The following is a 25,554-nucleotide window of genomic DNA, read 5'->3' as shown; positions in this document are numbered from 1 at the left end:
ACCCTTCATCAATTAAATAACACGCGAGAATTGACGTTGGCGCATTTGATTTCGTAAATAGGTATCAAAACACATACAGATATTACGAATTAGCAAACGTCCTCGTGGTGTAACTTGGATACCGTCTACTGTTATTTCAACTAAACCATCATCCTTCATTGGCACAAGTAATTCTAAATCTTCTTTAAAATAGTCATGGAAGACAATATTGTGCATTTTTTCAATATCAGAAAAACGCAGACTAAAATTACAAATTAAGGTTTTAATTACATCTCGACGAATACAATCATCATTAGTCAGAGATAAACCTCGCCATAGTGCATTTCCTTCACTATTTACGCGCGCATAATACTCTTTCAATACTTTTTCATTTTGCGCATAGTTATCACCTAACATACTTATTGCAGAAACTCCCATGCCTAATAAATCACACTCTTCATGAGTGGTATAGCCTTGGAAATTACGATGTAAAATACCTTTGCGCTGAGCAACTGCTAATTCGTCATCAGGTTTAGCAAAGTGATCCATACCAATAAACTGATAGCCGTTTGTTGTCAGCGTAGAAATTGTTTCTTGTAATATTTCTAATTTTTCTTCAGCTAAAGGGAGATCTTCATCTTTAATTTTACGCTGAGCAGCGAATAAATTAGGTAAGTGTGCATAATTGAAAACACTTAATCTATCGGGTGATAATTCAATAACGCGTTTTAATGTAAAGGCAAAACTCTCTTTGGTTTGCTTAGGTAAACCATAAATTAAGTCAATGCTGGTGGAGTGAAAACCCACTTCACGCGCACACTCTACCAATGCAAAAATAAACGCTTCATCTTGCTCTCGATTGACTTTTTGCTGTACTTCTTTATTGAAATCTTGCACACCCATACTTAGGCGATTAAATCCTTCATGGCGCAGATGGTCGATAACATCTAGCTCAATTTCACGAGGATCGATTTCAATAGAGAGTTCTGCATTATCAACAAAATGAAAATGGTGACGTAATAGCGAAACTAATCGGCTAATTTGTTGCTTATCCAGAAAAGTAGGTGTGCCCCCACCCCAATGCATTTGAGTCACTTTTCTGTCTTTAAAATAACGAGCCCTGTTAATAATTTCTTTTTCTAAAACATCAAGATATTCATCTGCCTTATGTTTATGCCGCGTAATAATTTTATTACAGCCGCAGAAATAGCACAGCTTATGGCAGAAAGGGATATGAATATAAAGCGATAAAGGGCGCTCAAGATAACGTTGAGTCGCTTTGATAAAATCATCATCGCCATATTGCTGATTAAACTCTAATGCTGTTGGGTATGATGTATAGCGAGGACCTGAATAGTTATACTTATGGATCAGGTCAAGATCCCAAATAATTGTTTGTTCTGACATGCCTCTACCTTCCAAAAGTGAACCGCTGATATTTCATACCAGCAAACAGACATTATGAATATCTGAAAGAATAGTGTAACCAATAAATCGAGAACTGAATATGATCGAAAGAGGTATCGTATAAATCCCTTTCTTCTTATTGATAGGCGATAACACTCAAATATACGACGTGATGTAAATCACATTATGTAAAAATAGTCTTATCCATTAAATATATTCATGAATAAATTAAGTTTATTCAATATGTTAGTAGTTTTAATTCATCGCGAAATATCAGAAGAAAACTTTTACGCCGAGTTTAAAACGATATATTACTCAAAATACGATTTAAATTAATTAAATATCTCGTTATATTAGTTTTATTATTCTTTTATTCCCTCTTAATTCGATGATTATAATAATAGTAACAATTATATCTTTACCTAAATTATAATATTACATATCCTAGAGACAAACATTGATTAATATCCAACTAGGTCGTGTTTTGATTTAAATTTGAGGCTCATTTAAAGAATAAAGGTCGCTATATTACAAGGAAAGATAGCATCCCCCATACCTTATCTTATTCTAATTGACGTTTCTCTTATTTAATCAGTCTCTTTTATATACCCGAATTATGGATTATTAACCACGGAAGGAAACGGACTAGCAACCAAGGATGGTTTATCTCTTCAATAACAATTCATCTCTTTTATTCACTCTTCTACTTCACGTTTATCTTACAATAAATATATGTAGCATTACCTAGCACCAAATAAGAATAATTATTATTTATACCTATAAATAAAATAAGGCTCTACTTATTTTAAAGTTAATAAGCAGAGCCTTTCTCTTTATTATGCTTATTTTATAGCATTTATTTATTCTGCTTCTTTACCATAATTAGGAGAACGAGGACCATACAGAATGCCATTCGCATTTCCAGCAGAAAGTAAGCGAACACTGGTTATACCCGCAATTTGATAGCTTTTATCTGATACTGTATTCACGATTTGATTCACAACCGCTGAAACAAGCATCCCGACTAAACTACCTGATGAACCTTCTGTTTCTGTACTTGATGCCGTTGCAGAACTGCTCCACAACACACCACCATTACGAAGATCAACAAGCTTGGCTGCGACAGTAACTCGCGTATCACTAGAAATAATTTGGTATGACGTTCCAAATTCGGTGATATCTAAGTATAAAACAGCATCAGCGCCAAAGATTTCACGTAATTTATTAGGGCTTACTGCATGAATATCCCCAGCCATGGATAAGCCGTTTTGCTTAAATGTCTCTTCAACGACAGCAACAGGGAACACATAATATCCTGCTTCAGCTAAAGGATATGTCACTTGAGATAAGAAACTGTGTCCAGCTCCAACTTCTGTTGTATGGTTTTGGGGCACCAAGACTAAAATGCTCTTTGGTTTACTCTGTTTAAATGCGGAGTAATCTGTTTTAACAGGCTGGGCACATCCCGTTAATACCAGCGCAAAAGCCAAACAAATTAAAGTGAATAAGCGACTCATTTTTGCATTCCTTTATTTTTCATCAGGCGATCCATAAATTCCGCTGATTCTGGGTAAAGTGCTTTCTCTTCACTAAATTCAGCCATCGCTAAATCTAATGCACCTGTTGCACCGTATAACATACCTAAATGTGCATGTAATCCCGGTGGAATACCTAATGATTTGGCACGAGAAAGCTCAATACTTTTCTTTAATGCATCGATTTGTACTTGAGGATCACTTTCACTTTGTTGATAGTGCTGATACACCACTTGTTGATAACTATCCCAGTTATAAAGTGGTTTAGGACCACTTGCACAGCCCGTCAGTAATAATGCACCAAAAACAAGGCTTATTAATGATTTTGACATCGTTATATCCTTATAGAATGTGCATTATTTTGAAGGCTGCCAAGCATTGCTTTCAATGCCTGCAACTAAGTTATTAACCGCTTCACGAATAGCTAAATCAAGCACTTTACCGTTAAGTGTTGAGTCATAGCTTGCTGTTCCACCAAACCCAATGATTTCACGATTAGAAAGCTCGTATTCGCCCGCACCTTGAGATGAGAACACCACTTCTGATGTATTCACATTCACAACGTTTAAGTTCACTTTGGCATAAGCAACTTGTGTTTTACCACGGCCTAAAATACCGAATAATTGACGGTCACCAACTTCTTTACGGCCAAATTCAGTGACATCGCCAGTAATAACATATGTTGCACCTTTTAACTGTTGGCTTTGGCCTTTAATGCCTGCTTCTTCTTTTAATTCAGATAAGTTAGCTCTATCTAATACATTAAAACGCCCTGTTTGCTGTAAGTGCGTCATTAAAATCGTTTTGGATTGATTTCCTAATCTATCAACTCCATCAGAGAATATTCCATTCATATAACTAGAACGGTTATCAAACTTACCAATAGAAATAGCGCTCTTAGTGCCGGTATAAGTTGTGTTATAGGTTGCAACTTTAGCAACTTCTAAAGAGCGTGAAGATTCTGATGCACATCCTGCAAGTAATGATGCAGAAACCAAGATCAAACCAAGTGATAATTTATTTAAATTCATATTAATAACCCAATAAAGGTGAAATAAACCTATAGATATTCATTCTATTAATTGAAGTAGAGTTGATATAAACGGAAATAATAATTTTCAGTTTTAGCTCATAAAGCCCACACTTATAAACCTCAGTAATAATAAGGTTAAAAGATATATCAGCTCTTATTTATAATATAAAGGCAATCAGCGGCGGGGAGAATAGAAGATGGGTGATAAAAACAACAACAAATAAATATAGAGATAAAATAGAGAATGCTTTATCTATTATTTTATCAATATCCCTTAAGTCAGCTTAAAATTAAACTTATAAAAAAATGAAAAAGAATTTGTATTACGTTGCTATTTAATTAGTTTTTATAAATATTTTTATCTAAAAGCAACATCTAAATAATGTGTAATAAAAAACGTGATATAACCAATATTAGTTATATCACGCTCATTATTTTCACTCTTTTTACCGACTAATACGGTAGCAATAAATGCGCTATTAGCGTTTTTTTCCAAATGCGGCAGCTAAAGCATCACCCATTGCACTATTTCCCGCACTATTACCATTATTTATTGTCTGGCGGTTATTGCGAGCTGGTTTCTGTCCTTTGTTGTTTCTAGCAGAATTCGTATTATTTGATGATGATTGTTTTTTATCACTATCGCCTGCGACTTCATCTAAACGCATAGTCAGTGCAATACGTTTACGAGCTAAATCAACCTCAAGAACTTTAACTTTAACAATATCTCCAGTTTTCACCACTGTATGTGGATCTTCAATAAATCTGTCTGCTAAAGAAGAGATATGAACCAGACCATCTTGGTGTACGCCGATATCAACGAATGCACCGAAATTAGTCACGTTGGTCACAGTTCCTTCAAGGATCATGCCACTGACTAAATCATTCATCGTTTCGACACCTTCAGCAAAGGTTGCAGTTTTAAACTCTGGACGAGGGTCACGTCCCGGTTTTGCTAACTCTTTTAAGATGTCATTAATTGTTGGCAAACCAAATTGATCTGTAATAAATGCTCTTGCATCCACTTGTGAAATTAAAGCGCTATTACCCATTAAATCATCAATTTTTTGATGTGTAGATTGCAGGATATTTTCAACTACTGGGTACGCTTCAGGGTGAACCGTTGAGGCATCTAGCGGATTTTTACCATCACGAATACGCAAGAAACCGGCACATTGCTCAAAGGCTTTCGGCCCTAAACGCGCCACTTTGAGCAACTGTTTTCTATCGACAAAGCGACCGTTTTCATCACGCCAGCTAATAATATTTTGAGCAATAGATTGGCTAAGCCCTGCAACACGCGTTAATAACGGTACTGATGCGGTATTTAAATCAACACCAACACCATTCACACAGTCTTCAACAACAGTATCCAGTTTTCTCGCTAATAATGTTTGGCTAACATCGTGCTGATATTGACCAACCCCAATCGATTTAGGATCGATTTTTACAAGTTCAGCCAACGGATCTTGTAAGCGACGCGCGATAGAAACCGCACCACGGATAGAAACATCCAAATCAGGGAATTCATTAGCCGCAAGCTCTGACGCAGAATACACCGATGCACCTGCTTCACTGACAATCACTTTTTGCGCTTTGACTTCTGGGTAACGTTTTACTGTTTCAGCGAAAAAGCGCTCTGTTTCACGAGATGCCGTACCATTACCAATCGCCACCAGTTCAACATTATGCTTAATACACAATGCAGCTACACTTGCCGCCGCTTTATCAGCTTGTCCTGTATGTGGATAAATTGTATCTGTGGCAATTAATTTACCCGTGCTATCAACAACCGCAACTTTAACACCAGTACGTAAACCAGGATCGAGCCCCATTGTGGCACGCATGCCAGCAGGAGCCGCCATCAGTAGATCATTAAGGTTACGAGCAAAAACATTAATCGCTTCTTCTTCCGCTTTTTCTCGTAATTGGCCCATCAATTCTGTTTCAATATGCATTAAAACTTTAATACGCCAAGTCCAACTCACAACAGCTTTACGCCAGCTATCAGCAGGCTGATTATTTAAACGTAATCCTAAATGTTCCGTGACCAGTTGTTCACCGTAGCTCTCTTTAGGCGCTTCTTCAAATTGCGGATCTGGATTGAGTGATAATTGAAGTATCCCTTCATTTCGACCACGAAACATCGCTAATGCGCGATGAGAAGGAACATTAGCGATTGGCTCATGGTGATCAAAATAATCACTAAATTTCGCCCCTTCGGCTTCTTTTCCTTCAATCACTTTGGCAACAAGATGCGCATTTTTCCATAAATATTGGCGAACTTTTGCCAATAATCCAGCATCTTCTGAAAAACGCTCCATCAAAATATAACGCGCGCCATCTAAAGCCGCCTTCGTATCATCAACACCTTTTTCTGTGTTGATATAAGCGGCTGCCGCTTCTTCTGGGCTATTTTGTGGTTCATTCCACAGTAAATCCGCTAAGGGTTCTAATCCATTCTCAATCGCAATCTGACCACGAGTACGGCGCTTAGGCTTATAAGGAAGATAGAGATCTTCAAGCTCTGTTTTACTTTGAGTTTCATTAATTGAAGATCGCAATTCGGGCGTCAGCTTTCCTTGTTCTTCAATTGATTTTAAAATTGTTTGGCGGCGATCGTTGAGTTCCCGTAGGTAACCGAGGCGAGTTTCTAATTGACGTAATTGAGTATCATCTAATCCGCCTGTGACCTCTTTACGATAACGGGCAACAAATGGCACCGTATTCCCTTCATCCAGTAACGTTATCGCCGAAAGGACTTGCTGGGGCTTAACCGAGAGCTCATCTGCAATAATTCGGCTTAATGATTCATTCATAAAATATTTACCTACCGAGAGGAATAGTTAAAAAAGATGGCTATTATACACGCAGAGCACTAAAAAAATTTGGCAAATTTCCCATCTAGCTCGACAATTATGAGGAAATTAACAGATTATTTTAACATTCACGCTATAGTACCTTTATGAAATTCAATGTTGATGATAGTTTTTATTCGTAATGGCAAAAAGTAACTATATTACTCGCGATGGCTGGTATGCCTTAGACAAAGAGCTAAAATATCTTTGGAAAGAAGAGCGCCCTCGTGTTACACAATCGGTTTCAGAAGCAGCAGCACAAGGCGACCGTTCAGAAAATGCTGAATATATTTATGGAAAGAAGCGATTACGTGAAATTGATAGACGTGTTCGTTTTTTATCAAAACGCCTTGATGAACTAAAAATTGTTGACCCCGATCCTCGCCAAGAAGGAAAAGTCTATTTTGGTGCTTGGGTCACGCTTGAAGATGATGACGAAAACGTCAAAACTTTTCGACTTGTGGGTCCCGATGAGTTTGATCCAGCAAAACAGTGGATTTCTATTGATTCACCCGTTGCCAGAGCGCTCATTGGTAAACAAGTTGATGATGAAATTAGTGTGCAGACACCAGGTGGTGAAGTTAATTACTGCGTATTATCTATCAAATATCATTCGGAATAAGATAAATAAATAGTTTTATGCCCTTCCCTAGGACCAATGAACAAGTTTTATCTATAAATTATTAACATTTATTCTTTGGTTTTGGTTTAATATTCTTATCGATGATAGAATTCGCTAATAAAAGCATTTGCACTTCGGGAGCTTAAAAAATGCAAGAAAGTTATAAAGTGCTAATCGTGGATGATGATTTACGTCTACGTTCACTCTTAGAGCGCTATTTGACAGAGCAGGGTTTTCAAATCCGTACTGCTGCAAACGCCGATCAGATGGATCGTCTGCTCACTCGCGAATCTATCCATCTTATTGTGCTCGATTTAATGCTTCCAGGTGAAGATGGCCTATCTATTTGCCGCCGCTTAAGAAGCCAAAACAACCCTATCCCTATTATTATGGTGACAGCGAAAGGGGAAGAGGTTGATAGAATTGTTGGGCTTGAAATTGGTGCTGATGATTACATCTCAAAACCATTTAACCCAAGAGAATTACTCGCACGTATTCGCGCCGTTCTTCGTCGTCAAGCAAATGAATTACCGGGCGCACCTTCACAAGATAACGCCATTATCTCTTTTGGTAAGTTCAAGCTGAACCTTGGTACACGCGAAATGTTCCACGAAGAAGAGCATATGCCTCTGACGAGTGGTGAATTTGCTGTATTGAAAGTACTGGTATCACACCCTCGTGAACCACTGTCTCGTGACAAATTAATGAGCCTTGCTCGTGGTCGAGAATACAGTGCTATGGAGCGTTCAATTGACGTTCAAATTTCTCGTTTACGTCGCATGATTGAAGAAGATCCAACACACCCTCGTTACATTCAAACGGTTTGGGGTCTTGGTTACGTCTTTGTTCCTGATGGAACCAGCGCTCAATGAGAAGGCTGAGGCTTTCCCCTCACAATAAACTAACACGCTCGTTATTTCTGGTTATCTCGCTACTTTTTTTTAGCTTGATAGCCAGTTATATCGTTGTGCAGCATCTTATTGTTGGGCCAAGCCTTCAGCAATTTAATAAAGTATTAGCGTATGAAATACGCACTTTAATGCCTGAAGAATTGATCCTCGTTGATGGCACCCCGCTAAAAATATCCCCTGCTTTACGCAATAAAATCTATAACGAATTAGGCATTTCTTTCTTTGATAAAAAAGCAGCACTTGAAGAAGGTCTTTATTGGGCAAAAATAGATGATGAATTAAGTGAGCAGATGACTGAACATCTGGGGGGAGAAACCGAAATTTGGATCGAGAATACGCTGGAATACCCTGTTTTATGGGTCAATACACATATGTCTCCCTCGCTTTGGATACGTGTTCCGTTGACTGAATTAGGGCAAAACTTCTTACTCCCCGTTTATCGGCAAGCGATTATTTTTATTATTATCGTTGTCGCTTTTTTCTGGCTCTATAGTCGTTTTCAAAATCGCCCACTTAATGAAGTGGAATATGCAGCGCGTCGCATCGGAAAAGGAGTTATTCCTCCTCCTATTCCTGAATCTGGCTCTTCTGAAATGCGCTCAATTATTCGTGCCTTTAACCAGATGTCATCAGGAATTCGCTCATTAGATAATGATAGAACACTCGTTATGGCAGGTGTCAGCCATGATTTGCGTACGCCATTGACTCGAATTCGTCTAGCAACAGAAATGATGAGTCCCGAAGATAGTTACCTCGCAGACTCTATCAATAAAGATATCGAAGATTGTGATTCCATTATTGGGCAATTCTTAGACTATATGCGCACGGGTAAAGAGATGTCTTTAGAGCTGTGTGATATGAATAATCTATTGCAAGAAGTCATTTCAGCCGAATCTAATTCAGGAAAAATCAGTGAAGAACATCTTCATCCTGAACCCATTAATATCACAGCTAACCCTATTGCGGTAAAACGAGCACTTGCCAATATGGTTGTGAATGCCACTCGCTATGGTAATGGCTGGATACGCGTTTCAAGTGGCAAAAATGAAGAATATGCTTGGTTCCAAGTTGAAGATGATGGTCCCGGTATCCCACAAGAAGATAGACAACGTCTTTTCCAACCTTTTGTTCAAGGTGAACAAGCGCGTAGTTCAACAGGTGCAGGTTTAGGTTTATCCATTATTCGCCGTATTATGGATGCTCATGGTGGTTATGTTGAGCTTGATGATAGCGTTAAAGGCGGATTATTAATTCGAGCTAACTTCCCATTAAAAGAGCGTGAAGATGAGGATGATTAGTCCTCTCTAATTCAAGTATTGAAGTGCTTTTTTATGACGCCATTTCCATTCTAATTTCTCTCCTCCTATAAATATTTCATCATTTTTTTGCTTTGTCATAAAACTGTCACAATTAAGACATTTAATTGTCATCAAACTGACCTATTGTCTGTGCGTACCGTAACCGAAGTTGATAGATGTCGAAAATTATTCTACCTATCCCACAGGAGGGATTATGAAACTGATGCGTACCACCCTGACTAGTGTCATTGCCGCTGCGTTTTCAATGACCGCTCTTTCTGCACAGGCAACGACCTCGCTGACTGGTGCTGGCGCAACGTTCCCTGCCCCAGTTTATGCTAAATGGGCAGATTCCTATCAGAAAGAAACGGGTAACAAAATTAACTACCAAGGCATTGGTTCCTCTGGTGGTGTAAAACAAATCATTGCAAATACCGTTGATTTTGGTGCTTCTGATGCGCCATTAGCAGACGATAAATTACAAGCTGACGGTTTATTCCAATTCCCTACCGTGATTGGTGGCGTTGTTATGGCAGTTAATATTCCTGGTATCAAATCAGGTGAACTGACCTTAGATGGCGATACTATCGGTAATATCTACCTAGGCAAGATCCAAAAATGGAACGACCCTGCCATCACTAAACTTAATCCGGGCGTAAAATTACCAGACCAAAATATCGCAGTTATTCGTCGTGCAGATGGCTCTGGAACCTCTTTCGTTTTCACTAGCTACTTATCAAAAGTAAATAGTGCATGGAAAGATGAAGTAGGCGCTGGCTCTACTGTTAAATGGCCGACAGGCTTAGGTGGAAAAGGGAATGATGGTATCGCGGCATTCGTTCAACGTGTACCGGGTTCAATTGGTTATGTTGAATATGCTTACGCAAAACAAAACAACCTTGCTTATACTAAATTAGTCACCGCTGACGGCGAAGCAATCGCACCAACAGCAGACAGTTTTAGTGCCGCAGCAAGAAAAATTGATTGGAGCAAAAGCTTTGCACAAGACCTGACTAATCAGAAAGGTGAAAACGCATGGCCGATTACTTCCACCACCTTTATCTTAGTGCATCAGAAACAGCAAAATGCAGAAAAAGGTAAAGAAGTACTGAATTTCTTCAACTGGGCTTACGACAAAGGTAATCAAGAAGCGAAAAATCTAGATTACGCCGTATTACCCGCAGAAGTTGTAGAGCAAATTCGTGCGGCATGGAAAACAAGTATTAAAGACAGTAATGGTAAACCGATTTACTAATAAAACCGGGAACCATTAAGAGATAAGTTAACGTTCACCCCCTGCTAAACAGGGGGTAATAAATTAAAAGAGGCTTTATGGCCGAGCATACAACGGTAATAAAGGCCCCTAGTAAACGAGGGGACGTTATTTTCAGCGCACTGGTTCGTCTAGCTGCGTTGATTACACTTTTGCTTTTAACAGGTATCATTGTTTCACTGATTTTCGCCTCATGGCCAAGTATTCAACAATTCGGCCTTTCATTCTTATGGTCGAAAGAGTGGGACCCTCCTGCTCAGGAATTTGGGGCACTAGTACCCATTTACGGCACCATTGTAACTTCAGTCATCGCACTGGTTATTGCCGTTCCTGTCAGCTTTGGTATCGCTCTTTTCTTAACTGAATTAGCGCCTAATTGGTTAAAACGCCCGTTAGGTATCGCTATTGAGTTACTCGCCGCTATTCCAAGTATTGTTTATGGTATGTGGGGACTGTTTGTCTTCGCACCACTCTTTGCAACCTATTTCCAAGAGCCGGTAGGTAATGTGCTTTCTTCTATTCCTATCGTTGGCGAGCTTTTCTCTGGCCCTGCTTTTGGTATCGGGATCTTAGCTGCAGGCGTTATCCTCGCTATCATGATCATTCCTTATATCGCTTCTGTTATGCGTGATGTGTTTGAACAGACGCCTGTCATGATGAAAGAGTCTGCCTACGGCATTGGGTGTACAACATGGGAAGTGATTTGGAATATCGTTCTACCTTATACCCGTAATGGCGTTATCGGCGGTGTTATGTTGGGATTAGGACGTGCCTTAGGTGAAACTATGGCGGTAACCTTTATCATCGGTAATACCTACCAATTAGACTCTGCCTCGTTATTTATGCCGGGTAACAGTATCACGTCTGCATTAGCGAATGAATTTGCTGAAGCTGAGACGGGATTACACACTGCTGCATTAATGGAATTAGGGCTTATCCTGTTTGTCATCACCTTTATCGTTCTTGCGATTTCTAAGTTTATGACATTACGTTTATCAAGAAATGAAGGAGCGCGCTGATATGTCTAAAACATCCTCTTCTTCATTGCGAGTTCAAACAGAAAACGAGCTGCGTGTACGCCATAAACGCCAACTTTGGCGTCGTCAAAAAAATCGTATCGCGCTATTTTTATCTGTCTCTACCATGGCATTTGGTCTTTTCTGGTTAACATGGATTTTATTCTCCACGTTTACCAAAGGCTTCGATGGCATGTCACTTGCACTTTTTACTGAAATGACACCTCCGCCGAATACTGATGGTGGCGGATTGGCGAATGCCATTGTCGGTAGTGGATTACTCATCCTTTGGGCAACAGTGATTGGAACACCATTAGGTATTCTTGCAGGGATTTATCTTGCTGAATATGGTCGTCGTTCATGGCTTGCTGAAACCACACGCTTTATTAACGATATCTTGCTGTCAGCGCCATCAATCGTTGTCGGGCTTTTTGTCTACACCATTGTTGTCGCACAGATGCAGCACTTTTCAGGATGGGCGGGAATTATCGCATTAGCGTTACTGCAAATTCCTATCGTTATTCGCACCACTGAAAATATGTTGAAGTTAGTACCTGATAGCTTACGCGAAGCCGCTTACGCATTAGGGACACCAAAGTGGAAGATGATCTCTAAAATCACCTTAAAAGCCTCGGTATCAGGCATTATCACAGGTGTGTTATTAGCGATTGCGCGTATTGCAGGCGAAACTGCACCACTGTTATTTACTTCACTATCAAATCAATTCTGGAGCACAGACTTAAACGAACCGATAGCTAACTTACCTGTGACTATCTTTAAGTTCGCCATGAGTCCTTTTGCACAATGGCAAGAGCTTGCTTGGGCTGGCGTATTACTTATCACCCTCTGTGTTCTATTTATCAATATTATTGCGCGCGTGCTATTTGCTAAACGCAAGCACGGTTAACGCAGAAAGTTAAGCAAGAGAGACGTTGAATGATTATGGCTAATGATAACGCAGGAAATAAAATTCAAGTTCGTGATTTGAACTTCTACTACGGTAAATTCCATGCGCTGAAAAATATCTCTTTAGATATTGCCAAAAATAAGGTGACTGCATTTATCGGCCCTTCTGGCTGTGGTAAATCAACCTTACTGCGTACTTTTAACAAAATGTATGAGCTTTATGGCGAACAACGTGCAGAAGGTGAAATTCTGCTAGATGGCAACAATATCCTGACAGATAAGCAAGATATTGCGTTATTACGTGCCAAAGTCGGAATGGTATTCCAAAAACCAACACCGTTCCCGATGTCGATTTATGACAACATCGCCTTTGGTGTACGTTTATTTGAAAAATTGTCTCGCGCTGATATGGATGAACGTGTTCAGTGGGCTTTGACTAAAGCCGCATTATGGAACGAAACCAAAGATAAATTACATCAGAGTGGATATAGTCTGTCTGGTGGTCAACAACAGCGTTTATGTATAGCACGCGGTATCGCTATTCGCCCTGAGGTTTTATTACTTGATGAGCCTTGTTCAGCACTTGACCCTATCTCAACTGGTCGTATTGAAGAACTTATCAGTGAACTTAAATCAGAATATACCGTGGTTATCGTGACACATAACATGCAACAAGCGGCACGTTGTTCTGATCACACTGCATTTATGTATTTAGGCGAGTTAATTGAATTTAGCGATACGGATACGTTATTTACGCGTCCTGCGAAAAAACAAACTGAAGATTACATCACTGGGCGTTACGGCTGATAACGAGGCACTAAATGGATAATTTAAATCACAATAAGCATATTTCTGGTCAATTTAATGCTGAGTTAGAGCATATCCGTACTGAGCTAATGGTTATGGGTGGACTTGTTGAAGAGCAACTGAAAAAAGCCATTATGGCGATGCATAATCAGGATCAAGCATTAGCAAATGAAGTCATTCAAGGTGACCATAACGTCAATATGATGGAAGTCGCCATTGATGATGCGTGTATGCGAATTATTGCTAAACGCCAGCCAACCGCGAGTGATTTACGTTTAATTATGGCGATATCAAAAACGATCGCTGAACTAGAACGTATTGGTGACGTTGCTGAAAAAATCTGTAAAACCGCACTTGAAAAGTTTTCACACCAACATCAACCACTGCTCGTGAGCTTAGAATCTTTAGGTCAACACGCCATACAAATGCTTCACGATGTTCTTGATGCATTTGCGCGTATGGACTTGGATGAAGCAGTGCGTATCTATCGTGAAGACGCTAAAATTGATAACGAATATGAAGGTATCGTCCGTCAATTGATGACTTATATGATGGAAGATCCTCGCACTATTCCTAGCGTGCTAACAGCACTATTTTGCGCGCGTTCTATTGAACGTATTGGCGACCGTTGTCAGAACATTTGTGAGTTTATTTTCTATTACGTAAAAGGTCATGATTTCCGCCATTTAGGGGGTGACCAAGTAGAAAAAATGCTCACAAAAAATGACGATAGCAACGCTTCTAAATAAATTTCTCTCTCTTTTTCTTCTCTTCAAAACAGCGGCGCTCATGTCGCTGTTTTTTTATGCTCTATAAATTAATACCGCTTTCGCTCAACACTTTTTTCCATCTTATTCCTTAAAAGCATATCCATATCAATTTTTATTATTTTATGAACTTAGATCAACTTGATAGCGTGATATCCAACATAACGATGATAATTCTTTTCTTTGGGGTGAATAATGAAATTACGTGTCTTGGCAACCGCATTAATTGCAGGCTCTGTGCTTTTCTCTGGTATTGCAAAAGCAGATAAGCTCGATGATATAAAAAAAGCAGGTGTAGTACGTATCGCGATTTTTGACAGTAATCCTCCATTTGGGTTTATTGATCCTCAAACCAAAAAACTCGCAGGTTATGATGCAGATATCGCCAATGAGATCGCCAAAGATTTAGGTGTAAAACTGGAACTGCGTCCAACAAACCCAGCAAACCGTATCCCACTTTTAAGCTCTAAAAAAGTCGATTTAATCGCAGCTAACTTCACCATTACCGATGAGCGAGCTAAACAAGTTGATTTCTCTGTTCCTTACTTTGCAACCGGACAAAAATTTATTGCACGTAAAGGGGTTTTAACCAACCCAGAACAAATTCACTCACTGCGTATTGGTGCTGATAAAGGTACTGTTCAAGAAATCACATTACGTGAACGCTATCCTGACACCAAAGTTATCTCTTATGACGATACACCACTGGCTTTTGCTGCATTACGTAACGGTAACGTACAAGCCATCACACAAGATGATGCGAAGTTAGTGGGTTTATTAGCAAATCTTCCTGATGCCATTAAAGCCGATTTTGAAGTGTCATCATTTAGCATTACCCGTGAATACCAAGCAGTTGCAGCCGCTAAAGGTGAAGAGCGTTTAATTAACGAAATCAATAACACCCTATTAAGATTGGAAAAAGAGGGTAAAGCCGACGAGATCTACAATCGTTGGTTTGGCCCTGAAACAAAATCAGCTCAACCTCGTGGTGATTTTAAATTTGCCCCACTATCAGAGCAAACACCACAATCTTGATCTTTAAAGCGTAATAACTTTCTTCTTTCATCAAAATAAAGTTATTCCTTTATTAAAACACCTACCCCGCTTTTGCGGGGTTTGGTGTCTACAATAGGCCTATTATATGTTTGAGCAATTTCTTTCACATTACCTTCTTGAGCCACACTATTTAAATTGGCTCTGGAGTGGTTTTCTAATCACCTTGCTTATCTCTTTTTGGACTATTGTCATTGCAACATTAATGAGCTTTGCCCTTAGTGCTGCAAGAGATAGCGCTTTTGCACCATTACGCTGGTTAGCTACTACTTATACTTCTCTATTTCGTAATACTCCGCTGTTAGTGCAGTTATTCTTTTGGTATTTCGCATCAGGAGAAATTCTGCCACAAAGCGCCATGGTATGGTTAAACACTCCTCATGAGATTACATTTTTAGGTATAACGCTTTCTTGGCCTTCTTTTGAGTTTTTGGCGGGTATTGTGGGTCTGACATTTTACTCAACGCCATTTATTGCCGAAGAGCTAAGAGCCGGTATTCAAGGTGTTAGGCAAGGACAAAAGTATGCCTCTTTGGCATTAGGTCTAACTCAGTGGCAATCTATGCGCTATGTGATTTTACCTCAAGCCTTTCGTATTGCTCTGCCCCCTTTATTGGGTCAATACATGAATGTGATAAAAAACTCATCACTGACGATGGCTATTGGTGTTGCGGAGCTTTCTTACGCATCAAGGCAAGTCGAAACAGAATCACTACGCACCTTTGAAGCCTTTGGTGTTGCAACGATCCTCTATATTGCAGCAATCGCATTGATGGAAGCTTGGGGACAATGGCATCAGCAACGTAAATTAGCACAAGGGTATTAATATGGACTTTACTGTTATTGCTGATAACTGGCAGTACTTACTCTTTGGTGCTTATCCTGATGGGCCTTTAGAAGGTGCAGCACTGACCGTTTTTATCAGCATCATTGCGGGTATTGCATCAATTATTTTGGGTACATTAGGTGGCATTGCTTTGGCTATGCTCAGAGGTGTCTGGGTTAACCTTTTTGCAGCTTTTTTAGGTTTTTTCCGCGCAATTCCTGTCATTATGTTGATATTTTGGGTCTATTTTCTATTGCCCGTTGTATTAGGAATGGAAATTCCTGAAATCACCACCGTAATTTGTGCATTGGCCTTAATTACGTCGTCTTATATTGCGCATGGCGTTAAAGCCGGCATTTTGGCGATTGGAAAAGGGCAATGGCAAGCTGGATTATCATTAGGCTTTAATCGCTGGCAAGTGTTGTGGTACATCGTCTTGCCACAAGCATTACGCATGATGGTGCCTTCGTTTATTAATCAGTGGATAGCCTTAATTAAAGATACTTCATTAGCTTATGTGGTAGGTGTGGGTGAACTTTCTTTCTTAGCGACTCAAGTTAATAACCGCAGTATGGTTTATCCAATGGAAGTTTTCCTGTTTGTTGCTTTTATCTATTTTATTCTCTGTTTTTCATTGGAGATTATTGCCAATAGAGTGGCTAAATTATTTTCCACACAAAAAGAAAAGCGCCCTTTTTGGCAGATGGTGTTGCCGTTTAAACAACAATCATTTGTTAAGAAAGAAATGGGATAAACAAAAGAGACTAACTTATTGTTTTAATAAAATAAGTTAGTCTCTTTATAATTGATTTATTCATTATCAACTAGACTGATTACCGCTTTAGCATTCGCCATAGTCATAAATAAACGATATTCATTTTGGCTAAATGAAGAAAAACCTAATCCTTGATACATACTTTTTGCAATATCATGCTTTGCATCTACGATAATCATGGGTATCGGAATATTACCAGATGAATTTATTGCTTTTCTTACAGCATCAACTAATAAAATAGATCCTAAACCTTGGCGTTGATACTGCTGACTAATTGCTAACCGCCCGATTAATACGCAATAGAGCTCTTTGGGATATTTTTTCCCGATTTCTTGCGGTAATTCATCTAAATCGATAGTACACAATGCTAATGAATAAAATCCTTTAATTTTTGTAGGCTCGATTTCACTTGTTAATACAAAAGTACGTGCTAAATCTTTTTCATGATGTTGATTGGATATTGCTTTCAAGTAGTTATTAAGTGTTTTATCGCCACAATCAAAAGATGTTCTATCATGTATTTTTCTATTCAGAGGACTTATTTTCATCAAGAATTGTTTCCTTATGCTTGCGCGCGGCACGAAGGAAGCGATCATTTATTTCGATTGGTTTTTCCAATGCATTAATAAAATCTAAAGCGTCTTCCTGACAAAGTTTAATACGCATATCTTGCTCGATTAGCCGTTTAGCTTCAGCAATAGCTGCTTGTACAATAAAACTATTTAAACTCGTATAACCTGATAATGATAAAGCCTTTTCTAACAAAATTTTCATTTCGGGACTAATACGTGTTGTGATCCTTTCATTTGATAAAGTAGGCATAATTCCTCCACCTCTTTATTAAAACTTATTTAATAGCTGTTATTTATAAAACTAGTAAAACTTCAAAACAGCTCACTTTTCAAGCAAGATAATATGATCAAATTTTAACAAAGTAAATAAAATGTGCCATTTTGACGTCATACAATTATTAGCACTAAACTACACTTAGTTTATTAAATATCTCCATCTATTTTTAATGCCTTCGCTGTAGCGCTCTACGCAATCGATTACTTTTTTAGGTGCAGTTATTGTTTTATTTGTGTAGGATAAAGCGAAAAACATTTTTTTTGGGATCTTTTGTCTATGAGCATGTCATCACCAAATTCTGGATCACAGGGTTTGCTCCAACGCCTGTTTAAGCTACAAGAACACGGCACAAACGCTCGCACCGAACTGATTGCGGGTATCACGACTTTCTTAACGATGGTTTATATTATCTTCGTTAACCCTCAAATTCTTGCTGCTGCCAATATGGATATCAAAGCCGTCTTCGTGACGACCTGCTTAATTGCGGCTTTCGGCAGTATTTTAATGGGATTAGTGGCAAATTTACCTATTGCCGTTGCACCTGCGATGGGCTTAAACGCATTCTTTGCCTTCGTCGTCGTTGGTGCTATGGGTTACTCATGGGAAGTCGCTATGGGTGCGATTTTTTGGGGTGCCGTAGGGCTATTTTTACTGACTCTCTTTCGTATTCGCTACTGGATAATTGCCCATATTCCACTGAGTTTACGTGTTGGTATTACTAGCGGTATCGGTCTTTTTATCGCCATGATGGGCTTAAAAAACTCCGGTATTATTATTCCTAATAATGACACTATCGTTACTATCGGTAATTTTGCTTCTCATAACGTATTATTAGGTGCATTAGGCTTTTTTATTATCGCTATTCTTGCTGCTCGTAATATTCATGCCGCTATTCTTATCTCAATTGTTATCACCACTGTAATTGGTCTTCTTTTAGGTGATGTTCAATATCAAGGTATCTTTGCTGTTCCTCCTTCTATCACAACCGTTGTTGGTAAAGTTGATATTATGGGAGCCTTAGATATCGGTCTTTCAGGCGTAATTTTTGCTTTTATGTTGGTTAACCTATTTGACTCTTCTGGCACATTAATTGGTGTCACTGATAAAGCAGGTTTAACTGATGACAAAGGCAAGTTTCCACGAATGAAACAAGCATTATACGTCGATAGCTTAAGTTCTGTTGCAGGTTCTGCAATGGGAACATCTTCTGTAACCGCATTTATCGAAAGTACTTCCGGTGTTTCTGTCGGTGGTCGCACAGGTTTAACTGCCGTTGTTGTGGGTATTCTTTTCTTACTCGCTATCTTCTTATCACCACTAGCAGGTATGGTGCCAAGCTATGCGACAGCAGGCGCACTGATTTATGTGGGTGTATTAATGACATCCAGCCTTACACGCGTGAAATGGGATGATTTAACAGAATCTGTTCCTGCTTTTATCACCGCAGTCATGATGCCATTTAGCTTCTCGATTACCGAAGGTATCGCACTAGGCTTTATTGCTTATTGTGTTATGAAAGTGGGTACTTTCCGCTGGAAAGAAATTAATCTATGTGTTGTGATTGTTTCACTGCTATTTATTTTAAAAATATTGCTGATTGATACTCATGTGATTGATTTAAAAAATCTTTTCTAAATTTCACTCCAAAGCAATAGTCTACTGGCTATTGCTTTTCCTATTTTTTATCAGGCGACAAGTTTTGCTTTATTTTTAAACATCACTAAAATACTATAAAGGGAACGTTATGGTTATTTATAATGATATGCAATAAATAATTTTCTTAATAATTATTATATTTACTAAACATTATATTCATCATAATAACTTTAAGCTTACTAATTATTAGGAGGAGAAATGAATAAACGTTCACCTCATACAATAGCAAGTAGAACTATTCTAATTGGTGAAATTAAAGATAGTGAAGGCATTAATTTCGAAGTTAGAATAATGAAAGAGCGTGAAACAAGACCTAGAGTCTTAATCCTTAATGATGGCTGGGAAAAAACAGCTATTTGGGATAATGTATATCCTATTCTTGAAGTTCAATTAGCGCTATCTAAAAATAAAAAAGGATTTAGTGTTGTATCTGAATCTTTTTCAAATAAAATAAATAATAAATATAAAGTACACTATGAAAAGCTTTTTAATCATAGAAAGCTTAAAAAAATGATTAAGACTTTTAACTCACAGCATAAAAAGGCTCAAATGAATGCCACCCATATTAATTGATCGCCATGATAAACGACTAATTAATCCAGATAACAGCGGGGATTTTGGTGAAATAGATGAATTAGGAATAATTTTAGATAATGATCAAAAAGAATATTTATTATTAAGAGAAAACGTTAGTTCTGAATTAAATCGGTTATATGTTAAAGATATAAAAAATAATATTGTTGTTGCTAATTATGTAATGAGTTTTAATTTATCCACACCAATATTATTTTCACCTAATTTACCTCAAATAGAATCTGCCTATGTAGATAATGAATACCGTTCATTAGGTATTTCAGTCGCAATTTATTTAAGGATAATTGAAATTTACGGTGGCGTAATTAGTGATACTCAGCAAACTCTGGGTGGCATGAGTTTATGGACTATTGGTTTATCAAATTCAGAAAATATTACGCTTTATGTAATGCATTGTCATAATAATACGCTATCACATAAATACTTTTCTGATGGTGAATTGATGTTTTATGAATGCAATAGAAAATCTCTTATAACAAACAGCGCTCATATTTGGAGTAGACCTTCTTCAATAGATTTCAGTATTGATCTCGCCTTCATAGAAAAATTAAATATCCCAGAAGGCGATTTTGGCGAAAGAGTCGTTTTACTTGCAATATCCAGCCTAATAGACTCCCCTTAATTAGGCTTTATCTATATCTATTGTAAGCAGCAACAAACCAAAAACAATCGAATCAGAAACTTCATCACCGACTATCCAACGCTGTTTTAGATACCCTTCTTGTTCAAAACCTAATTTTGCTAACAACGCAGCTGATGCTTTATTATCAGGGTGGATATCCGCTTCTAAACGACGAACAGATAGATGAGTTTGAAGATACGCAATAAATGCCACCATCGCTTCTTTCATGACGCCTTTACCTTGATAAACTGTATCAAGGCAATACCCAATTTCGCCACGTCGTGAATTAGGGTAATGATTAAAAAAAACACACATGCCCATCAGTGCATTTGTTGCTTTATCTATCACCGCTAAGCGCAGATACTCTTTTCTTTCCATATGCGTGATATCTTGAATAATATCTTCCTGCGCTTCTTGCAGTGACTGCCAAGGAAGATGGCTCCAATAACGCGTCACTTCAGCTGAACTCATGATCTTAAACCAATCTTCAGCATCCCCCATTTCAAAAGGACGCAATCTTAATCTTTCTGTTTCAACTTGAATATCAGCGTAACGCATCTCTACTTTTCCTTATGTGTTTTTGGCGCCACAAAAGCGATACAAACTGGCTCAGTAATGGCATCGGGCTCTGCGCGAAACATTATCTCTTGAGTATCGACTATTTTTAAACTCGGCCAATACTTTAAGCCTTCATCAAAATGTGCTTTCTCACAGTAATAGCCAACTTCACTGACCAATACGACACCTTTTTCTTCTAACTGTTGAAGTGTGATATGTCGATTATAAATATTCGGAGGCTGCACATTCGCTTCTAACACCCAAGGCTGTGAAGATAATGGCCTATCTTTGCCATAAAAAGTTACCCATTCATGCATATATTCACCACCCACATACGCAAGTGGAGTGTGATAATGCTGATACCAAGCTTGTTCAACATCTTGCACAAAAGTTTTTACACCGATAAATTTTTGACCTGCATTACGCACATTAGCGGCTTGAACGACGGTATAACCAGAAACAACCAACATACCGAAAACACCTAAACCATACAGTGCGCCACGTAATGAACGTTTGGGCATGACACTAATTGAGCCGACAAAAAGTGCAGTCGCAATCGACATAAAGGGTTGTAACCACTCACTGATACGTCCCCCTTCATGAAAACTAAACCAAATAAAAATAATCGTTAATGGAAATAGAAATAGAAAATTGAGTAATTGGCTATCTTTAGAAGCAAACCAACTTACACGTCCACCATAAAAACGTAAAATTCCCCACATTAAAATCACTGGGTAAAAAACAGTGAGTGCAGCACGAGTAGTACGTAAATTAAAACGGTTTTCGATTTGTGAATCGACCCACTTAAAAGCGGCAAAATCGGTTTGCCATAACCAAATAAAATTAGGAATAACAAAAGCAAACCAAATAGCCAATGCTAAATAGAAATAAGGTGAACAATAGCTTGCTCGAACTTTAGGGACAAAAAGGCTTGATAAAAACACAGAACCAATAAAAGCTAATGATGAATATTTCCCCATTGTGGCGATACCCATCGTAATGGCAAAACCAATCCAATATTTTTGATTGTCATTAATAGCACAAAGGAAAAAATAGAACGCCCATGCCCAACAACCAACTAGAATATAGTTATCGTTATAAGGGATAATATCAAAGTTGATAACGCCAGATAAATTAAGCGCCAGCATAGCAAACCAAGCTAAGTTAGTATTTTGTGTCAACTTATAGGCTAAGTTCCAAACGCCTAATAGCCCAACAGCAATGACAATAAAGTGGATAAAATACCAATAAAAGCTAAAATCGATACCGCCGTAAATAGCTGGTGTCATTATAAAGCCAACAAACCAAGGATTTTTAGGGGAACCCCACCCTCCGTTAGTGCCCCAATTGACAGCCTCTACGGCATCATAAGGCACTGTAGGGTCAAAAAGATAACTCACTAAGATCCAAATTGCCGCATAACCAATAACCCACCAATATACTGGTTTACGAAATTGTGCAGATGATAATGTCATAATAAATAGAAATTTAAGTTAATTAATTTAGTTTAGTCGTTAAATGATGTCACAACACAGTAAAGTATAGTGAAACGAACCGCACATTGTACGTGAGCAAAAATTAAATTGTCTTAAATTTGCGCTTTTATTGAAAATTTGTTTCTGATAGATTGCGCAACCAAGAAGATCACTATCGAGTTACCATTATGAATATGATTAAAAGAAAGCCCGCAGCTAAAGCACGTAAGAAATCGCGTGAAGAGCTGAACGCGGAAGGACGTGAACGTAAACGTCAAAAGAAACACCGTGGCAATCCTGCCGGTAACCGTCAGCAGGAAGCGGAAAATAAACAGCAAGCTAAAAATACAGCGCCGAAAGATCCACGCATTGGTAGCAAAAAACCGATCCCTCTGATTGTAGGTGATGCACCAAAAGTCGTGAAGAAAAAACCTGCGCCAGTTAAAGCAGAGCCAGTTCGTTTAACGCCTGAGCAAGAATTAGATCTGTTAGAAAACGATGCACGTTTAGATGAATTACTGTCTCGTCTTGAAAACGGTGAAAAACTCAATGCAGAAGAACAGGCTTATACTGAGAAAACCCTTGATCGCATTGACGAATTAATGGTTGAGCTAGGTATTGAGTTTGAAGATGATGACGATGAAGAAAAAACTGAAGACATCATGCAATTACTGAAAGGTAAATAATCAAAAGGCTAATCATTTGCCTTGATTACCTTACATCTAACGGATATCAATAACCTATTGATATCCATTATTTTTTTATAAGATATTCGCTTTTTTATTTTTCATTAATCCTCACCATTAACAATAGATTAATTAACCAGCTTAAGCTCAGATAACTCCATCTATTCCTCTCTTGTTATCCCTGATATCCTATTTTTCTATCTTTAATATACGAGTGATAAAAAACATGGATAACAGACAGCAGTACTTAGATATCGCAGCCGGGCAAGGAGAAAAAGTGCCCTCTCGTATAGTGGCTTTCCCTGCACAGCCACTAAACTATGCGCTTATTGAACAACGCCTAGAAGAACAGACAGATTACACTGATGGTGAAATCAATTACCTAAGTGAAAATATTGATGACGGTTTTTTCTATCGTTGTCAGCATGGTGATGACGAATTACATTTTTTTGTCTGCCTTTACCCTCGTGATGAAGATTACGAAATACGCCCAATGTATTCGACTGACGAACTCACGCCGCAACTACTTGCGCATGCAAATGCGACAACACAAGATTTATTATTAGAAACACTTTTTACTGAAACCTTGCATCCTTTAGCAAGTTATCGTCATCAACTGAATTTTCTCAATATCATCGCACCAGAAATGATCTTAGCATTAGATGAATCAGCAGCAGGTAAAGCATTAACGCCTGAGTGGGTCCGCTTTCAATTAGAAACACCCGATCTCTATCCTGAAGTAGAAAGCTTATATGTTATTCATGCTGTCTATGATACAGAAAATGATCCACCAACCATGTTCTGGTTCCATACTCATGGATTAGCACGTTGTGGCTTGACCGAAGTCGATTTAGTTATTCCAAGTATGCTTGAGTCTTACTATGGTATTCCTGATCTCTTCCGTTGCTTTGTTAACAACAGTATTAATCATCGCCAAATCGAATTTGGTGAACCGATGCTTTGTGGTCAAACATCATCAGGCTTAGAGTATCTTGTCGCCTTACCTTTTGAAGAGGGTATTCGCCATGTTAATCAATCAACACCGCTTGAAAGCCTTAGACCTTTAGAGGAAATGCGTTATGACACTGAAGGCGCACCAAATGGCGTTTTCTTGGGTGATTTAGCCGATCGTGATGAATATCATCAACATCCTTCTTCCATGCTATTTAGAACCAATGAAGAAAACCCAATTTTAGAAACTTTCTTTAAAGGTTATGAAGAACAACAAGCAATGATGCTACTGCGTAGTAATGAAGAAACCTATGAGATGTCTGAAAAAGCCAAGCGACGCTGGGAATACTTCGTTTCTATGTTTGATAACTATAATCAGCCACCTGTTGAGAAAAAGAGTGGTTTCCTCTCTAAGTTATTAGGAAAAGACAAACCTGAAGAAACCGAAAACCCTTGGCAGTTTATGATCAAGTTCGGTATTCCTTATGGTGATGGGGAAGAAAAAGAACTAGAGCATATGTGGTTTGTGCCACAGTCTCGTGATGGAGATACCATTTATGCAAAATTACTCAACGTGCCATTTTACGTTGAGGATATGCAAGAAGGTGAAACCTATCCTATCAACACCGCATTAATAACTGATTGGGTCGTTTCATACGAAGATGATAGTTATACCCCGAACAATATTTACCAACTTTTTAGCCACCAGCAAACTCACTAATTAGCGAGTATTTCACCATGACAACGCGAGCTTTTTACTTAAGCTCGCGATCTTCATATTCTTAAAATCTACTTTTATATTGTTACCCGTTAACATCATTAACTGATTGTTATTTTGTTGCTACGTTGACATTTCAACTCTTCACATTTTGTTTTTGTCTAGTAACAGATAAGGCAAACAGCCTATTTTCATCCTAATATCTTTTCTCTGGTTGATTTAAATCAAGTGTAGATAAGCGTAGACTAGGCTAAATTATACCCAATAAGGATAATTATAATTCTCATTAGCATTAAAAATATTTATTATAATTACCCTGACTATTATTGTGTGAATTCTCATACGCGTTAATAATTATCAGTATCATTATTTTTTGTAT

General features: G+C 38.3%; 25 protein-coding genes. 16 read left to right on the top strand and 9 right to left on the bottom strand.

The genetic code is table 11. From position 1 onward, the window contains the following. Positions 1-12: 12 nt before the first annotated feature. The 5 genes from hemN to AB4J89_RS15915 form a co-directional block, all read right to left on the bottom strand. Positions 13-1,386, bottom strand: coding sequence for an oxygen-independent coproporphyrinogen III oxidase (gene hemN, locus AB4J89_RS15935; protein WP_368469900.1), 1,374 nt, complete (start codon positions 1,384-1,386; stop codon positions 13-15). Positions 1,387-2,246: 860 nt separating this feature from the next. Beyond that, positions 2,247-2,903, bottom strand: coding sequence for a DUF799 domain-containing protein (locus AB4J89_RS15930; RefSeq protein ID WP_088494323.1), 657 nt, complete (start codon positions 2,901-2,903; stop codon positions 2,247-2,249). Then, a complete protein-coding gene (locus AB4J89_RS15925; protein WP_088494322.1) occupies positions 2,900-3,253 on the bottom strand; it encodes a DUF4810 domain-containing protein in 354 nt (117 codons plus the stop codon). Before AB4J89_RS15925 ends, AB4J89_RS15930 begins: the two co-directional genes overlap by 4 nt. 24 nt (positions 3,254-3,277) lie before the next feature. Beyond that, on the bottom strand, positions 3,278-3,952 hold the full coding sequence (locus AB4J89_RS15920) for a CsgG/HfaB family protein (RefSeq protein ID WP_075671346.1): 675 nt from the start codon (positions 3,950-3,952) through the stop codon (positions 3,278-3,280). Positions 3,953-4,433: 481 nt separating this feature from the next. Then, positions 4,434-6,773, bottom strand: a complete 2,340-nt coding sequence (locus tag AB4J89_RS15915; protein WP_088494321.1) for a Tex family protein — start codon at positions 6,771-6,773, stop codon at positions 4,434-4,436. A 181-nt stretch (positions 6,774-6,954) separates the two neighbouring features. Here AB4J89_RS15915 and greB point away from each other — a divergent pair, with 181 nt between their 5' ends. The 11 genes from greB (at position 6,955) to AB4J89_RS15860 (ending at position 17,045) form a co-directional block, all read left to right on the top strand. Then, positions 6,955-7,434 (top strand): transcription elongation factor GreB, encoded by a 480-nt coding sequence (gene greB / locus AB4J89_RS15910; RefSeq protein ID WP_006534574.1) that lies wholly within the window; start codon positions 6,955-6,957, stop codon positions 7,432-7,434. Positions 7,435-7,583: 149 nt separating this feature from the next. Then, on the top strand, positions 7,584-8,306 hold the full coding sequence (gene ompR / locus AB4J89_RS15905; RefSeq protein ID WP_036933800.1) for a two-component system response regulator OmpR: 723 nt from the start codon (positions 7,584-7,586) through the stop codon (positions 8,304-8,306). Beyond that, complete coding sequence (gene envZ, locus AB4J89_RS15900) at positions 8,303-9,643, top strand: two-component system sensor histidine kinase EnvZ (protein ID WP_088494320.1); 1,341 nt, start codon at positions 8,303-8,305, stop codon at positions 9,641-9,643. Before ompR ends, envZ begins: the two co-directional genes overlap by 4 nt. A gap of 214 nt (positions 9,644-9,857) precedes the next feature. Then, on the top strand, positions 9,858-10,898 hold the full coding sequence (gene pstS, locus AB4J89_RS15895; RefSeq protein WP_088494319.1) for a phosphate ABC transporter substrate-binding protein PstS: 1,041 nt from the start codon (positions 9,858-9,860) through the stop codon (positions 10,896-10,898). A gap of 77 nt (positions 10,899-10,975) precedes the next feature. Further along, complete coding sequence (gene pstC / locus AB4J89_RS15890; RefSeq protein WP_088494318.1) at positions 10,976-11,935, top strand: phosphate ABC transporter permease PstC; 960 nt, start codon at positions 10,976-10,978, stop codon at positions 11,933-11,935. Between the two features lies 1 nt (position 11,936). Then, a complete protein-coding gene (gene pstA, locus AB4J89_RS15885; protein WP_228766712.1) occupies positions 11,937-12,839 on the top strand; it encodes a phosphate ABC transporter permease PstA in 903 nt (300 codons plus the stop codon). 29 nt (positions 12,840-12,868) lie between these two features. Continuing rightward, a complete protein-coding gene (gene pstB, locus AB4J89_RS15880) occupies positions 12,869-13,645 on the top strand; it encodes a phosphate ABC transporter ATP-binding protein PstB (RefSeq protein WP_088494316.1) in 777 nt (258 codons plus the stop codon). Between the two features lie 14 nt (positions 13,646-13,659). Beyond that, positions 13,660-14,394, top strand: a complete 735-nt coding sequence (gene phoU / locus AB4J89_RS15875) for a phosphate signaling complex protein PhoU (RefSeq protein ID WP_088494315.1) — start codon at positions 13,660-13,662, stop codon at positions 14,392-14,394. Positions 14,395-14,607: 213 nt separating this feature from the next. Beyond that, entirely contained in the window at positions 14,608-15,447 is an 840-nt protein-coding gene (locus AB4J89_RS15870; protein WP_036933789.1) for an ABC transporter substrate-binding protein, read from the top strand. A 106-nt stretch (positions 15,448-15,553) separates the two neighbouring features. Then, entirely contained in the window at positions 15,554-16,291 is a 738-nt protein-coding gene (locus AB4J89_RS15865; RefSeq protein ID WP_088494314.1) for an amino acid ABC transporter permease, read from the top strand. 1 nt (position 16,292) lies between these two features. Continuing rightward, positions 16,293-17,045, top strand: a complete 753-nt coding sequence (locus AB4J89_RS15860) for an amino acid ABC transporter permease (RefSeq protein WP_311755506.1) — start codon at positions 16,293-16,295, stop codon at positions 17,043-17,045. A 56-nt stretch (positions 17,046-17,101) separates the two neighbouring features. Here AB4J89_RS15860 and AB4J89_RS15855 read toward each other — a convergent pair whose 3' ends face one another. Together AB4J89_RS15855 and AB4J89_RS15850 are read right to left on the bottom strand one after the other, a co-directional pair. Beyond that, a complete protein-coding gene (locus AB4J89_RS15855) occupies positions 17,102-17,614 on the bottom strand; it encodes a GNAT family N-acetyltransferase (RefSeq protein WP_109408978.1) in 513 nt (170 codons plus the stop codon). Further along, complete coding sequence (locus AB4J89_RS15850) at positions 17,592-17,888, bottom strand: DUF1778 domain-containing protein (protein WP_109408979.1); 297 nt, start codon at positions 17,886-17,888, stop codon at positions 17,592-17,594. The genes AB4J89_RS15855 and AB4J89_RS15850 overlap by 23 nt, the downstream gene beginning before the upstream one ends. Positions 17,889-18,191: 303 nt before the next feature. Here AB4J89_RS15850 and AB4J89_RS15845 point away from each other — a divergent pair, with 303 nt between their 5' ends. From AB4J89_RS15845 to AB4J89_RS15835, 3 genes are all read left to right on the top strand, one after another. Then, the gene (locus tag AB4J89_RS15845) at positions 18,192-19,550 is read left to right on the top strand and encodes an NCS2 family permease (RefSeq protein ID WP_252957024.1); all 1,359 of its coding nucleotides are present in this window, start codon (positions 18,192-18,194) and stop codon (positions 19,548-19,550) included. A gap of 219 nt (positions 19,551-19,769) precedes the next feature. Continuing rightward, positions 19,770-20,144, top strand: a complete 375-nt coding sequence (locus tag AB4J89_RS15840; protein ID WP_311755507.1) for a hypothetical protein — start codon at positions 19,770-19,772, stop codon at positions 20,142-20,144. Further along, positions 20,125-20,787, top strand: a complete 663-nt coding sequence (locus AB4J89_RS15835) for a hypothetical protein (RefSeq protein WP_368469892.1) — start codon at positions 20,125-20,127, stop codon at positions 20,785-20,787. The genes AB4J89_RS15840 and AB4J89_RS15835 overlap by 20 nt, the downstream gene beginning before the upstream one ends. Here AB4J89_RS15835 and AB4J89_RS15830 read toward each other — a convergent pair whose 3' ends face one another. Together AB4J89_RS15830 and AB4J89_RS15825 are read right to left on the bottom strand one after the other, a co-directional pair. Further along, positions 20,788-21,345 (bottom strand): GNAT family N-acetyltransferase, encoded by a 558-nt coding sequence (locus tag AB4J89_RS15830; RefSeq protein ID WP_311755509.1) that lies wholly within the window; start codon positions 21,343-21,345, stop codon positions 20,788-20,790. A 2-nt stretch (positions 21,346-21,347) separates the two neighbouring features. Continuing rightward, complete coding sequence (locus AB4J89_RS15825; RefSeq protein ID WP_368469889.1) at positions 21,348-22,820, bottom strand: glycosyltransferase family 39 protein; 1,473 nt, start codon at positions 22,818-22,820, stop codon at positions 21,348-21,350. Positions 22,821-23,008: 188 nt separating this feature from the next. On the opposite strand from AB4J89_RS15825, the gene yihI reads away from it, so the two are divergent. Further along, positions 23,009-23,506 (top strand): Der GTPase-activating protein YihI, encoded by a 498-nt coding sequence (yihI, locus tag AB4J89_RS15820; RefSeq protein ID WP_088494309.1) that lies wholly within the window; start codon positions 23,009-23,011, stop codon positions 23,504-23,506. Between the two features lie 226 nt (positions 23,507-23,732). Next, positions 23,733-25,178, top strand: coding sequence for a DUF4026 domain-containing protein (locus AB4J89_RS15815; RefSeq protein ID WP_088494308.1), 1,446 nt, complete (start codon positions 23,733-23,735; stop codon positions 25,176-25,178). The last annotated feature ends 376 nt before the right edge of the window (positions 25,179-25,554 follow it).

Origin of the sequence: Proteus sp. STS61-E, from assembly GCF_040932335.1 — a bacterium.
GTDB classification, from domain to species: Bacteria; Pseudomonadota; Gammaproteobacteria; order Enterobacterales; family Enterobacteriaceae; genus Proteus; species Proteus mirabilis_B.
Note: the sequence above shows the minus strand (reverse complement) of the source record. Positions and strands in the feature narration are given on the sequence as shown.

Bases quoted from the DNA above. Each gene is read 5' to 3' on its own strand.
- AB4J89_RS15835 (WP_368469892.1), top strand. From the start codon at position 20,125: ATGCCACCCATATTAATTGATCGCCATGATAAACGACTAATTAATCCA.
- pstA (WP_228766712.1), top strand. From the start codon at position 11,937: ATGTCTAAAACATCCTCTTCTTCATTGCGAGTTCAAACAGAAAACGAG.
- AB4J89_RS15815 (WP_088494308.1), top strand. From the start codon at position 23,733: ATGGATAACAGACAGCAGTACTTAGATATCGCAGCCGGGCAAGGAGAA.
- AB4J89_RS15840 (WP_311755507.1), top strand. From the start codon at position 19,770: ATGAATAAACGTTCACCTCATACAATAGCAAGTAGAACTATTCTAATT.
- phoU (WP_088494315.1), top strand. From the start codon at position 13,660: ATGGATAATTTAAATCACAATAAGCATATTTCTGGTCAATTTAATGCT.
- AB4J89_RS15870 (WP_036933789.1), top strand. From the start codon at position 14,608: ATGAAATTACGTGTCTTGGCAACCGCATTAATTGCAGGCTCTGTGCTT.
- AB4J89_RS15915 (WP_088494321.1), bottom strand. From the start codon at position 6,773: ATGAATGAATCATTAAGCCGAATTATTGCAGATGAGCTCTCGGTTAAG.
- greB (WP_006534574.1), top strand. From the start codon at position 6,955: ATGGCAAAAAGTAACTATATTACTCGCGATGGCTGGTATGCCTTAGAC.
- AB4J89_RS15825 (WP_368469889.1), bottom strand. From the start codon at position 22,820: ATGACATTATCATCTGCACAATTTCGTAAACCAGTATATTGGTGGGTT.
- ompR (WP_036933800.1), top strand. From the start codon at position 7,584: ATGCAAGAAAGTTATAAAGTGCTAATCGTGGATGATGATTTACGTCTA.
- AB4J89_RS15860 (WP_311755506.1), top strand. From the start codon at position 16,293: ATGGACTTTACTGTTATTGCTGATAACTGGCAGTACTTACTCTTTGGT.
- yihI (WP_088494309.1), top strand. From the start codon at position 23,009: ATGAATATGATTAAAAGAAAGCCCGCAGCTAAAGCACGTAAGAAATCG.
- AB4J89_RS15850 (WP_109408979.1), bottom strand. From the start codon at position 17,888: ATGCCTACTTTATCAAATGAAAGGATCACAACACGTATTAGTCCCGAA.
- pstC (WP_088494318.1), top strand. From the start codon at position 10,976: ATGGCCGAGCATACAACGGTAATAAAGGCCCCTAGTAAACGAGGGGAC.
- hemN (WP_368469900.1), bottom strand. From the start codon at position 1,386: ATGTCAGAACAAACAATTATTTGGGATCTTGACCTGATCCATAAGTAT.
- pstB (WP_088494316.1), top strand. From the start codon at position 12,869: ATGATTATGGCTAATGATAACGCAGGAAATAAAATTCAAGTTCGTGAT.
- AB4J89_RS15845 (WP_252957024.1), top strand. From the start codon at position 18,192: ATGAGCATGTCATCACCAAATTCTGGATCACAGGGTTTGCTCCAACGC.
- AB4J89_RS15925 (WP_088494322.1), bottom strand. From the start codon at position 3,253: ATGTCAAAATCATTAATAAGCCTTGTTTTTGGTGCATTATTACTGACG.
- AB4J89_RS15855 (WP_109408978.1), bottom strand. From the start codon at position 17,614: ATGAAAATAAGTCCTCTGAATAGAAAAATACATGATAGAACATCTTTT.
- envZ (WP_088494320.1), top strand. From the start codon at position 8,303: ATGAGAAGGCTGAGGCTTTCCCCTCACAATAAACTAACACGCTCGTTA.
- AB4J89_RS15830 (WP_311755509.1), bottom strand. From the start codon at position 21,345: ATGCGTTACGCTGATATTCAAGTTGAAACAGAAAGATTAAGATTGCGT.
- AB4J89_RS15930 (WP_088494323.1), bottom strand. From the start codon at position 2,903: ATGAGTCGCTTATTCACTTTAATTTGTTTGGCTTTTGCGCTGGTATTA.
- AB4J89_RS15920 (WP_075671346.1), bottom strand. From the start codon at position 3,952: ATGAATTTAAATAAATTATCACTTGGTTTGATCTTGGTTTCTGCATCA.
- pstS (WP_088494319.1), top strand. From the start codon at position 9,858: ATGAAACTGATGCGTACCACCCTGACTAGTGTCATTGCCGCTGCGTTT.
- AB4J89_RS15865 (WP_088494314.1), top strand. From the start codon at position 15,554: ATGTTTGAGCAATTTCTTTCACATTACCTTCTTGAGCCACACTATTTA.